This window comes from Marinobacter sp. NP-4(2019) (genome assembly GCF_003994855.1).
Taxonomy (GTDB): Bacteria; Pseudomonadota; Gammaproteobacteria; order Pseudomonadales; family Oleiphilaceae; genus Marinobacter.
This window is the reverse complement of sequence record NZ_CP034142.1, coordinates 1,448,268-1,460,007: the sequence shown is the minus strand read 5'-3', so window position 1 is coordinate 1,460,007 and position 11,740 is coordinate 1,448,268. Positions and strand designations below refer to the sequence as shown.

Genomic DNA, 11,740 nt, shown 5'->3' with positions numbered 1-11,740 from the left:
TCTTTAAAACGGACGCCGGAGGTAATCCCGGTAACGGGGACGCCAGAAATGGCGATCGATGGTCTGGCGAATGGTGTCGTCATCGGAGCGCAAGGCGACACCGTCCTCCTGTGCCCGCCTGGCGACATCGAAGGCGATGTTGCGACTGATTTCCTGGATGCCGTCCAGGTCCGGCAACAGCCGCTCACCGGTTTGCTGGACAATGGGCGCCTGTTTCGCCAGTGCATTGGCTGCAGCCATCAACATGGTGTCGGTCACCCGGGAGGCGCCGACGGCGATCACTCCCAGGCCGATACCCGGGAAAATGTAGGCGTTGTTGCATTGGGCGATGGAGTAGGTCTTGCCATTCAGCTCCACCGGCTTGAAAGGGCTGCCGGCAGCCACCAGGGCTTCGCCGTTGGTCCAGGCCAGGATGTCAGCGGGTGTCGCCTCAACCCTGGAAGTAGGGTTCGACAGTGGCATCACCAGAGGCCGAGCACAGCCGGTGTGCATGGCTTTGATCACGTCCTCGCTGAACAGGCCGCGCTGGCCGGATACCCCAATCAGCACCGTCGGCTTCGCCTGTTTCACCACATCGATCAATTCCCGGCCTGACCAGTTTTCGAGCCGGGCCGGGTCCTGGGCGAGCGCCAACTGGAAATCCTGCAGGTCTGTCATGTCCGTGGTCAGCAGCCCGGCACGGTCAATCATGTAGATCCGCCGGCGCGCTTCGGGTTCCGGCAACCCTTCGTTCGTCATTGCCACGATGATCTGTTCGGCAATGCCGCAGCCGGCGGAACCGGCGCCCACAAAGGCAACCGTCTGGTCGCTGATCTTTTCGTTCTTGGTCTTACACGCCGCCAACAAGGTGGCCAGGCAAACCGACGCGGTGCCCTGGATGTCGTCGTTGAAGCAGCAGGCGTCGTTGCGGTATTTCTTCAGCAGGCGCATGGCGTTGTTCTGCGCGAAGTCCTCGAACTGCACCAGAACTTTGGGCCAGCGGCGCTTCACTGCCGCGAGGAATTCGGCCACGAAGGCGTCGTATTCTTTCTGGTCGATGCGTTTGTGGCGCCATCCCATGTACATCGGGTCATCAAGCAGTGCCTGATTGTTGGTGCCGACATCGAGCATGATCGGCAGCGTATTGGCCGGGCTGATGCCGCCACAGGCGGTGTACAGCGACAGCTTTCCGATGGGAATGCCCATGCCGCCGATGCCCTGGTCACCCAGCCCCAGAATGCGCTCGCCGTCGGTGACCACAATGACTCTGACGTTCTCCTTGGTGGCGCTGCGCAGCAGGTAGTCCATATGCTCCCGGTCGGGCCAGGACACGAACAGGCCACGATGGTGGCGGTAGATGTGGGAAAACTCCTCACAGGCCTCACCCACTGTAGGGGTGTAAATAATCGGAAGCATTTCTTCCAGGTGATCTTCCAGCAAGCGATAGAAAAGCGTTTCGTTGTCGTCCTGGATGGCACGCAACGTGATGTGTCGGTCGAGATCGGTCTGGCATAACCGGTATTGCTTATAAGCGCGTTCCGCCTGCTCCTCGATGGTCTCCACATTCTGCGGCAGAAGTCCGATCAGGTTGAAATCCACGCGCTCCCTGTAGGTGAATGCACTACCCTTATTCAACAACGGTATCTCCAGCAAGGTGGGGCCGGCGTAGGGTATGTACAGGGGGCGTTTTTTCGTATTGTTCATAATCACCTCGTAAATCGGGCGGGCTACGAACGAAGCAGTCTCTTGCTAATGAAGCTGATGGACAAACTGCCTTTAAGAAAATAGTAGCTGATGTCGACTTTATTCGCCGGTCATACAGAAGGATCCGCCAGAAGCCTCCCTTCCGAAAATTTTGCTCTTGCTGTCGATTTCGGGAAACGCAGCACGACTATCCTGTGTCAGTGAGCCACAAAAAGGAGAAACCCATGACGAAACGCGCAAAAAACACCATTTGCCTCTGGTTCAACGGCGATGCCGAAGAGGCGGCGAACTTCTATGCCAAGACCTTCCCCGATTCGTCGGTTGGTGCCGTCCTTCGCGCGCCGGGGGACTATCCGGCCGGCTCGGAGGGGGATGTATTGACGGTGGAATTCACCGTCCTGGGCATCCCCTGCCTCGGGCTCAATGGCGGCCCCGCCTTCAAGCACAGCGAAGCATTCTCGTTCCAGGTTGCCACCTATGATCAAGAGGAAACCGATCGGTACTGGAACGCGATTGTCGGCAACGGCGGCGAGGAAAGCGCATGCGGGTGGTGCCGGGACAAATGGGGGCTGTGCTGGCAGATTACGCCGGTGGCTTTGACAGAAGCGATCGCCGATCCCGATCCTGCCGCTGCCAAGCGGGCATTCGAGGCGATGATGACGATGGGCAAGATCGACATAGCGACTATTGAGGCGGCGCGTCGCGGGTGAAGCCATAAAAAAGAGGTCATCCCTGACCTATCAAGAGGCACAACAACGCTCAAATGTGTGGGTGGCAGGACATCGGCGGGTATTGATTCATACCCGGCCTTAATACTGTATTAGTTGTTGTTCAAAGGGCTCTGACCTTGCCATCGGCTAACCATGGATAACGATCGGTATCTGCACCTTCGTAATCCGGGTCCAGGTATATGAAACAGCGCTGGATCTTGAAATCCCGGATTTCAAAAACATCACACCAACGCCCCGCGTGTGTTACGCCGGCTCTCCATTTAACACCACTCATGGTTTTTCCAGAGGTGGTACCTTCCACCACCACAAGATCGCCTTGCTGGACAAGGTTGGTGTACGCCACGTTGTGATTAACTTCTGCGAGGATCCCCAGAAGGTCCCCGAACAACGTTTCGATTTCTGCCCTCCCGGTCGCAATTCCCCATTTAGGAAAAAACACCTGGGCGTGGTCATCGAACAGTTCAATAATGCTGTCACCACGGTCCATACGTCTGAAATACTCCAGCGCAATGGACTTGCGCTGTTCGTCTGTCATCGTTTTGGTTTCCATAGAACTAACCTCTAATCATTAAAGTCTTTGCATCCAGCTGTAACCCCAAGTGTCGGGTCCGACTATCAGTCCTGGCTAAGCGGGCTTGCCACTTCCGGGCAAGCCCTAAGGCCGTTAGCGGGCGATCATCTCCAGAGCACTCAGTGATATATCGCGAGACGAAATGTCCGGATCGTTCAGGCTGTAATCACGGAAGAGGAATATCGAAGCGTGCTTGGATTTGAAGTCGATGACGTGACCTTGGATCGACGAGATATACTTCATCCCATCTTTTCCAACAGACGGCGTTGTTTGAAAGTTGATGAACTTCCAGAACTCACCTTTCTTGTCATAGGCTTCGCCCTGATACAGCTTTGGATAATCAACATCCATGTACACCACTTTCCTGCTGTACGGATGTTCTTCAGGGGCGGTGCCCTCAATCACCCACACTTCCCGTGGCTGCCATCTCTGAACGGGGTTCCAGTAAGGAGGATTCTTCAGATCCACCGTTGCCCACTCCTCCGGGGTGCCAGCTTTATCAGGGTTGTACCCCATATCCGCATCACTAATCGCCAGAATCCAGCGTCGACCAACCACCTTGATTTCCGGATACCAGGAAGGCCGGGCATTCCACACGTAGATGTCATCATTGAGAAAGTCCAGGCCACCGATCGGGTCCATCCAGGCGCCGCCAGAGAGGCGCCGGGTGCGTCGGGCGGAGCGAATATACGCCCAGCTGTCTTCTACTTTCGGCTCATCGTAACGAATCGTAAAAGTGCCCACCCCTTTGATATCCTGCGGTGCGGTCGCCACAAAAAGTGTTTTCGTCAGAACGGAACCATCACCCAGAACCGGTTCTCCCCCGCTCAGGCGGCCTTTGTGGTAGTAACGTTGAAACAGCCAGTCCTGGGTTTTTTCCAACCCGTTCTCGCCATCAATCAACAGGAAGGTCGCTTTGTTGTCGACCACATCGCCTTCAGGCGATGCATAGTAGAAATTCCAGATCAGCTTTTCGCCGGCGTGGGGATCGTCTTCAGATACGTTGGGGAAAGGTATGCCTGCCACCCACCCGGTAACTTCCCGTGTTTCGGGGTCATAGGTGGCCTGACCGGCGTACTTTTCCGTGGCTTCGATGTAGCGCGGGTCCAATTCTATTGGAGCCGAATGGCTGAGCGGGATTTTGAGATTCCAGTTACGGATCTGCCATTCCAGTTTATCGGTCAACAGACTGGCAATGGTGTGGCCTTCAAACGTATCGTTCATGACCTCATCCAGATTGGACTTATCAATCACGGTACCTGCCGGCAGTTCAGCCGCAACGGACCATGACGCAGACAGACTGGCCACGGCCGAAAACAGGAAAGGGACACAGAGTTTTTTTACGTTCAGCATGAGATAGCTCCCAGATTAGAATTGGCGCGTCAGACGGAAGAGAAGTTGATTGTTGTTGGCGAAGCCACCGAACAGATGGGTGTCCTGCTCAATCTCACCGGGTTCTTTCTGTCCGTCGTGGAAGAACAAATCAGCCTCTGCCCGCAGTCGCCAGCTGTCGCCCATGACAAATTCAACACTCGGAATCACAAAACCACCGCCGTTACTCAAGTCTGTACCCACAGCCAACATCGGGTTGATAGAGTCGTTCTTGTAGTTCAGTCCCAAGATGGCGGTCAGCAGCGTGGTGTGTTCTTTGATCGGCGCGCCGAAACCCGTCAGCTCTACGATGTCATCGTCGCGGTCATAGGACTGGATCCATTTATCAAACAGCTGCACGGAGAAAAATGACGGGCGCTGAGTTCCCAGCCATGACTGCAGGTCCAGGTTCTTATCCAGCCGAACCATGGTCTGCAGAACATCTTTCTTCTTGATGCCACCAAAACCGGGCAACGCGCCGCCAAAGAAGTCTGTACCGACATTGAATGCGGCGTCCTGTGTGTAAACGATTTCAGTGCTGAGTACCGAGTCGATGGATGGGACATAGCCATTGAGCGTGACCCCGAACAGGTCAATCTCGGGATGGATAAAGTCACCCAGCGTGCCTTCCGGCGCCTCCTTATAGGGAGCAAAGGCCGAGTTGACTACCGGGTCGTTATTGAACGTTTTCAGGTAAGCGATCGAGTAGCCAATCCCGCCGGCAAAGCCTGACCAGCGGACACCACCGGTTGGATCATCGGCATCACCATCGGAATGGTCATGGTTAGTGGTGAGCAAGCCTGGAGCAAGGAAATCAATGCCCTTATTCGGCTGCAACGCCCAACGCCCACCGAACAGGTCGTACGTATTGCCAATATCCTTGTCACGATCCAGGCCAGGACGAAGAAGCAACTGCAGGCTGCCACCGGCTTCCGGTATGTCGATCGTCGTATCAACCAGAATCAGGGGCTTACGCAGTTCATCACTCTCCGGCTCCAGAAAGGAACGCCAGCGGTAATCGAAACCATGGACCACATCCATAGCCCGGAAGAAATCGGTTTCTCCCCAGACCACCTGTTGCTTACCCACCCGGAACCTGACCCGGTCCGTGGCTGCGTAATCAAAGTAGAATTCCCGCAATTCCCCCTGATTGTAGGTATCTGTCAGGTCACTGCCGGGACCACCGGGCGTCGCAGCCTGGTTCTGGTCCTCCAGTCGTTCCAGGTAGTCCGTTTTGTACTCGGCATCCGCACGGCCTATGGCCTTCCAGTACAGGGGGCCGGTTTTGAGGTCCGCATCCAGCATCAACGAACCACGCACCATGGACGGATCCCAACGATCGTCTTCGGGCGTTTCAGGAGGGTTCTGTAGGTTAAAGGACGTCCAGGCACGCACATACCCTCCAATACGGAAGTTACTCGTGTCCCAGCCTAATATTTCATCGGCACCATGGGCCACGCCAGAACCAAGAGCCATGCAAGTAATTAAGGCTCCGGCGCCACCACGACCCGTGAGGCGATACCACTTACTCAGTGTCTGCATATTCCATCCTCGATAACTGACTTATACTTGTTGTTTACCTATCAAGTTGGCCGGGGGCTTTCGGAGCCCGAACTACACATTCCCTTTGCACTAGCCAGCATGCTTCACTTCAACTACATGACTTCCTCCATTATCTGTGTCGCCGGACTGGCGAACGGTTTTTGAGGTTTTGGCTGTGTTTCACTCTCAATATCCGCCGGGCGGACACTTCCAGCCGTGATGAAATCCGGTCGAAGGACATAGACCATTGAGGGCACGATAAGCAGGGCACTGACCGCAGAAACGAAGAGCCAGATACCCATCAATATGCCCATATCGGCCTGGAACCGGAGGGAGGAGGCCCACCACAAGACAACGCTGGCGGTGAGTGTCAGCGCGGTGATGAGTACGCCTTTGCCGGCGGTGCGAAGAGAATTGACGATAGCCTTCTTGAGATCGCTGCCTTTATGTAACTGCTCACGGATGCCATCAACGATGTAGATGGCATAATCCACTCCCAGACCTATACCCAGGGCAGCCACCGGCAACGTGCTGATGTTCATGCCGATGCCTTGCCAGGCCATATAACTGAAGGTGACGGTATTGGCGAGCACGACCGGGACCATGAAGAACAATCCCGCCACTGTCGAGCGGTAGGCTATGGCACAGAAAATAACGAGGACTAACAACGCCAGAGCAATACTCTCAACCTGCCCGACCAGAATTACCTCGTTAACAGCGGCCAGTGTGCCGATCAGTCCACCCGCCAATTGGTACTCGCCCTCGGCGATGGGGTTCTGCTCCACATACTCTTTGACTCGGGCAATCGCAGTGCGAATGGTCTCTCCCTTGTGGTCACGGAAGTAGAAGGTCAATGCGGCATCTTGGTACTGAGGATCAGCAAAGCGGGCCATATCGCCGGGATCAGAGCCGGAAGTGTACATATAGAGAAGTTCGCCGTTCTCACGCCGGTCCGCACCAAGCTCCAGATGACGTGGATTCCCTTCCCAAAGCACACTTCGCACTGACGGAATAACATCGGAGATCGACAAGCTGCCACCCACTTCCGGCTGGGCGGCCATGAACTTCTGCAGCTCGCTCATGTTCTTGAGCACAGCCGGCTCCTTGACTGCATCCGGCTCATTGCCTGAGAACACAACCAACATCTGGTCAGATCCCTGGAATTGACTGTTGATGGCGGCGGAATCCTGGTTATACGTGGAATCCGGCCACAGAATTGGCGACCCCGGCTCGGCATCGCCCACCTGGATTTTCGTCGCGTAGAGGCCGGAGACGACAAAGGTCAGTACGGCCATCGACAGCATGGCGAAGCGCCAGCGGGAGGTTGCGATATGGATACACAGGTCAAGCACCCGCTGGATAACCGGGGATACGTCCAGTCCGTGCACATAGCCATCAGGCTTCTTGATCCACGACAGCAAAACAGGCGTCAGGACACAGGCGGTCAGGATAATGGTCAATACCCAGATGGTTCCGATGACCGCCACTTTCTCCAGCAGGGGGATGGGGGTGAGCATGACGACCATAATGCAACCGGCATCGGTCATGACTCCCAGCACACCGGGCTTGAAAAGCTGAAGCATGCTTGCCTGGGCCGCCGCCGTGGTACTTTCTGCACCTCGGGCAAGCTCATCGTCGAAGCGGGTGACTAACTGAACCGAATGGGAAATAGCACGCGCAGTAATCAGGAAGGCAATGACGATAACCAGGGGATCCAGGTTGAATCCCAATAGTTGCGCGGAACCCAGCGCCCAGATTGCACTGGTCACGCCAGCCAGCAGAGGCAGCAGCGTGCCCCGCCATGTCCGGGCAATAACGAACAGCAGGGCAATCAGACTGCAGATCGTCAGTAGAAATATTTGCAACGTTTCTGGAAGGTAGTGGTTGACCCACCCATACAGGATGGGTTCTCCAACAACCCGCACCCTGACGTCTTCATCCTCCACGGTATCGGCAATGGCCCTGATCTGGGAGAAAATCCGCGAGTAGTCCAGCTCATCGTCGTAGAAATCAACGGTGATAAGTGCGGCTTTAAGATCCTGCGAGACATAGGCCCCGTGGACCAGGGCGTTGGCTAGCACCGACTCTTTCAGCTCCGCGAGCCCCTGGTCATCCTCCGGTACATCAGGCCACATCAACGAACGCACATCGATGGCGTTGGTAGAGCCACGAACCTCTTTCAGCTTCTTTGATGCTAACGACGTAATCTGAAAAGGGTTAACGCCATCAACTTGCTGCAGGTCTTTGGTCGCTTTCTGCAACTTGCGCAGAAAGTCCCGGTTGAAAATGTCACCCTGCTCAACTTCGAGCATAATGCTGACCAGATTCGAACCGCCAAACGTGTTCTTGATCTTTTCATGAACCTGCACGTACGGGTGATCCTGTGGCAGCAGGTCCTCAAACACCGTCGTGATTTCTACCCGCGACGCGGCAACCAGCATTATCGCTGTCACCACCATATAGGCAGACACGACAAACAATCGGTAACGAATGCAAGCTTCAACGAAATGCTGAAGTTTCAGGAAATTGGAATCTTTCACTTTGGCCCCAACTATTTTTGTTCGATTAGTGACTAAGGATTTTCAGTGCCCCGTTCTCTACCCATGCCAACGTGGCACCGGCAAGGTAATAGCCGTCTTTGTGATGCGTTACTTCGGTATACCAACGACGCGTTTGCTGACTGCTCCGTGCGGCCTTCCATTCCCTTGCGCCGGCACCCGCGGTGAGCACAACGCCATCTCCGCCTGCGGCTATCCAACGCGCTCCGTTCCATGTCACGTCGAACAAATGTTCCGCCGTAACCGGGGCCCTGACCGTCCACTGTTTGCCGCCATCACTGGTTGTCATCACCAGCCCGGACATACCGACGGCCACTCCGTGACGCGAATCCCTGAACGCAATCGCCATGAGGCTGTCTTCCACCGGGCTGTCTACGACTTGCCACGAGCTCCCTCCATCGTCTGAAACCCGGAGGTTCCCGAATTCGCCAACCAGCCATCCGCGGCGACCAACGAAGAAGATGTCATTCCAGGAGATATCCTCCTGCTCAGCGGTCGACTCCCAGGTCATGCCGAAATCGTTCGAGCGCAGCGCCATACCACCAGCGCCCACGACCCAGGCGACACCACCCGGCATGGTTCTAACCCGAACGAATTTGTTGGCTATGTCGGAGCGAGGTACCTCAACCTGATGCCAGGATCTGCCGCCATCCTTCGTCGTCAGCACGACTCCGTCGTTTCCTGCAGCGACGGCCCTTTCTGAATCCCAGGCTTCTATGTCCTGCAAGGTGTCATTGACCGGAGTTGGCTGGAGCTCCCACGATTTGCCCTGATCAGTGCTGTGCACGATCTTTCCGCCGCTGCCCGCCGCCCAGAACGCTTCCGCCGACGGCAGAGCAATGCCGTAAAAGCTGTCCCCTCGTTCAAAGATGGGTTTCTCGACGCTTGAACCAGCCGGTTCCGGTCGGATAAACAAACCCGCATATAACAGTCCACCGACAACCATCAGTGGCACCATGGAAATAAGAAATTTCATTACTCGTTTCACTTGATCCTCCAAACACTTCGAACTAATTGGAAACCGCGCTCAGTTACTCGCCTCGAAATACTGAATAATCAGCTCACGCTTACCAGGATCATCCTGGAAGTAAGTCATGGCACTGCCTGGGGCGAGGGCCTGGGTATCGGCAAGCCAGGCATCCAGAAGTTCGCGGCTCCAGGGTTGCCCACCAAGCCGCTGCAGGAAGCTGTCCGAGTAGTCAAAACCGGGCGCTGAGCCCGCTGGTCTGTCTAGCAGGCCGTACAGGTTCGGCCCCATTCCGTGTGGTTCGTCGCGCTTGAAGGTGTGGCAGGCCCCGCAATGACTGGCCGTCAGTTTTTCCGGCAGGCTGATCTCTTTCCCCTGCGCCATGGCGTGCCACCCCGCTAGAATCAGCCCCGCTATCACTAGCTTTTTCGTCGTGCTACGCATTTGCATATCTCCTGTCGGTAGGCGCCATTAATCCTGAGAGAGAGGCTCGGCATGGGCCTGGTTAGCAGCCCGATAAGCAAATGCCATGATCGGCCCGAGGGTGGCTCCGCCTGACCAATAGGCCCGGCCGGAAGGTGAAGCAACGCAGTTACCAATCCCATACAACCCCGGTATTGGTTTGTTGGCGTAATCCAGTACCTGGCCATGGGAGTTGGTTCTTGGCCCGCCCTTGGTATCCAGAGTGCCGCCGGTAATCAGTGCGGCGTAGTAGGGCCCCCGGTTGGAAATTGGATACATGGTGGGATTACCGGATTTGCTTCCGGGCTTAACGTGTCCGTTGAACATCCTCTCGACGGCCCGCTCTCCGCGCTGAAAATCCAGATCCCGGCCATTACGTGCCAGGTCGTTGAACCTGTGAATGGTTGCCTTGAGGTTATTCAGAAAGTCCGGCGATAGTTTGAGGTTGCCAGTGTCTGACCGGTATTGGTGTAAACGGGCGGCTATCCCTTTGATCAGATCTTCAAGGGTTTCACCTTTGATGACATGGCGGTTGTCTGTACCGTCGGGGACGATCTGGGAACCATAATCCTTGCTCGCGCTGTGATCCTGCGCACGCTGGTCCCAGATGGAGCACATCACCAGATTAGGATATTCCGCTCTGGTACCGTCCCACTGGAAGAAGGTAGGCACCATTTCGTTGTACAGGGTCTTTTCATTAACCACTCGCTGTCCGTATTTGTTCACCATCAACATGGAGTCGCCGGTCATGGTAAAAATGCCGGACATGGAACCATCTTTGGCCAGCGCTTTTTCCAGCAGGATTGGGCAAGACCAGGCGTAATTCATGTTGCCAAGTTGCACACCCAAGTTGCTGGAGATCCGCACAAAATCCCCCTCATTGGTGAGTGCGGCGCACCCGCCATAGACCGGCATGCTCAGAAAATTCCGGCGCAGTTCCGGATCGTGAGTGAAACCACCGCTGGCAAAAATCACTGCCTTTCGGGCGCGCACCCGGCGTGTCGTCCCTTCCTCGGTTGCCACCTCTACGCCAACCGCTCTGCCCTTCTCATTACGAATGACACCGACAACCCGTTGGCCGGTATGGATTTTTACTCCGTCCCGGCGAGCCGCTACGGTCAGGGTACGAATGGCTACCTGGCCGCCATCGGCCATGCTGGGGCTGGTATCCTTCGGGATCAGTACCCGGCCCATAGGCGCGTTCTCTCCAGCCAGATCCGCCCAGTAATCAGGCACATCCGGCACATGGCGATAAGGCAACGCACCCTTCTCCGCCAATAGCTCTACAGCCGGCGAGGCACTTTCATAGATCGCCTCACACATTTCGTATTCCCAGTCACTCAGACCGAGCTTTGGCAATGAGGGATCGTAGGACTGCGGCCGACTGAGACGTGCGACATAGCGCATAAATTCAGGCTTGGGGTCCGTGTTACCAGCGTCACGCAGCGCTTTGTTGTTTGGAACCCAATACCAGAACGCTGCCTTGGCGGCCGTACCGCCCGGACTTGCGGCTTTTTCGAGGATCGCCACGTCATTGCCCAGCCAGCGGGCAAACAGTGCAGCTGGCAGACCACTACCTCCGCCCCCGCAGACAACAATGTCATGTTCACTGTCATAGGCCTGCGGAGTGGCCGAAACCGAACCTGCTGGCAACCCGCCCAGCGCGACGGCAGCCGCCCCTGCTCCGCTGGTCTTGATGAAATGACGCCGAGAAATGGAAGAGGGTTTTTGTTGTTTATCGGTCATTTCCAGAAACTCCAGTTATTTACTGCTAATCCAGCCGCAGGGGGTAACCACCTTATTTGCGGCACTAAGCTTCCTGGCCAGGTCCATAAGGACCTGGCAAAAGGCGTTA

9 protein-coding genes are annotated in these 11,740 nt (G+C 55.9%); 1 reads left to right on the top strand and 8 read right to left on the bottom strand.

What is annotated here, in order from left to right:
• Positions 1-3: 3 nt before the first annotated feature.
• Positions 4-1,683: an NAD-dependent malic enzyme gene (locus tag EHN06_RS06730; RefSeq protein ID WP_127331345.1), complete on the bottom strand. Its 1,680-nt coding sequence runs from the start codon at positions 1,681-1,683 to the stop codon at positions 4-6.
• Between the two features lie 224 nt (positions 1,684-1,907).
• Between EHN06_RS06730 and EHN06_RS06725 the strand changes: the two genes are divergently transcribed.
• Positions 1,908-2,393, top strand: a complete 486-nt coding sequence (locus EHN06_RS06725) for a VOC family protein (protein ID WP_127331343.1) — start codon at positions 1,908-1,910, stop codon at positions 2,391-2,393.
• Positions 2,394-2,514: 121 nt separating this feature from the next.
• Here EHN06_RS06725 and EHN06_RS06720 read toward each other — a convergent pair whose 3' ends face one another.
• The 7 genes from EHN06_RS06720 to EHN06_RS06690 all read right to left on the bottom strand — a co-directional run bounded on the left by EHN06_RS06720 (position 2,515) and on the right by EHN06_RS06690 (position 11,631).
• Entirely contained in the window at positions 2,515-2,964 is a 450-nt protein-coding gene (locus EHN06_RS06720) for a nuclear transport factor 2 family protein (RefSeq protein ID WP_127331341.1), read from the bottom strand.
• Between the two features lie 114 nt (positions 2,965-3,078).
• On the bottom strand, positions 3,079-4,338 hold the full coding sequence (locus EHN06_RS06715; RefSeq protein WP_127331339.1) for a DUF1329 domain-containing protein: 1,260 nt from the start codon (positions 4,336-4,338) through the stop codon (positions 3,079-3,081).
• A 15-nt stretch (positions 4,339-4,353) separates the two neighbouring features.
• Entirely contained in the window at positions 4,354-5,898 is a 1,545-nt protein-coding gene (locus EHN06_RS06710) for a DUF1302 family protein (RefSeq protein ID WP_127331337.1), read from the bottom strand.
• Between the two features lie 113 nt (positions 5,899-6,011).
• Positions 6,012-8,438: an efflux RND transporter permease subunit gene (locus EHN06_RS06705; RefSeq protein WP_127331335.1), complete on the bottom strand. Its 2,427-nt coding sequence runs from the start codon at positions 8,436-8,438 to the stop codon at positions 6,012-6,014.
• A 25-nt stretch (positions 8,439-8,463) separates the two neighbouring features.
• Positions 8,464-9,432 (bottom strand): WD40/YVTN/BNR-like repeat-containing protein, encoded by a 969-nt coding sequence (locus EHN06_RS06700; protein ID WP_206075738.1) that lies wholly within the window; start codon positions 9,430-9,432, stop codon positions 8,464-8,466.
• Between the two features lie 51 nt (positions 9,433-9,483).
• Positions 9,484-9,867 (bottom strand): c-type cytochrome, encoded by a 384-nt coding sequence (locus EHN06_RS06695; protein WP_127331331.1) that lies wholly within the window; start codon positions 9,865-9,867, stop codon positions 9,484-9,486.
• A 27-nt stretch (positions 9,868-9,894) separates the two neighbouring features.
• Positions 9,895-11,631 (bottom strand): FAD-dependent oxidoreductase, encoded by a 1,737-nt coding sequence (locus EHN06_RS06690; protein WP_127331329.1) that lies wholly within the window; start codon positions 11,629-11,631, stop codon positions 9,895-9,897.
• Positions 11,632-11,740 lie beyond the last annotated feature (109 nt).

What these genes read in the sequence shown, in the direction of transcription:
- EHN06_RS06700 (WP_206075738.1), bottom strand. Translation starts at nt 9,432, where the DNA reads ATGAAATTTCTTATTTCCATGGTGCCACTGATGGTTGTCGGTGGACTG.
- EHN06_RS06725 (WP_127331343.1), top strand. Translation starts at nt 1,908, where the DNA reads ATGACGAAACGCGCAAAAAACACCATTTGCCTCTGGTTCAACGGCGAT.
- EHN06_RS06730 (WP_127331345.1), bottom strand. Translation starts at nt 1,683, where the DNA reads ATGAACAATACGAAAAAACGCCCCCTGTACATACCCTACGCCGGCCCC.
- EHN06_RS06715 (WP_127331339.1), bottom strand. Translation starts at nt 4,338, where the DNA reads ATGCTGAACGTAAAAAAACTCTGTGTCCCTTTCCTGTTTTCGGCCGTG.
- EHN06_RS06720 (WP_127331341.1), bottom strand. Translation starts at nt 2,964, where the DNA reads ATGGAAACCAAAACGATGACAGACGAACAGCGCAAGTCCATTGCGCTG.
- EHN06_RS06710 (WP_127331337.1), bottom strand. Translation starts at nt 5,898, where the DNA reads ATGCAGACACTGAGTAAGTGGTATCGCCTCACGGGTCGTGGTGGCGCC.
- EHN06_RS06690 (WP_127331329.1), bottom strand. Translation starts at nt 11,631, where the DNA reads ATGACCGATAAACAACAAAAACCCTCTTCCATTTCTCGGCGTCATTTC.
- EHN06_RS06695 (WP_127331331.1), bottom strand. Translation starts at nt 9,867, where the DNA reads ATGCGTAGCACGACGAAAAAGCTAGTGATAGCGGGGCTGATTCTAGCG.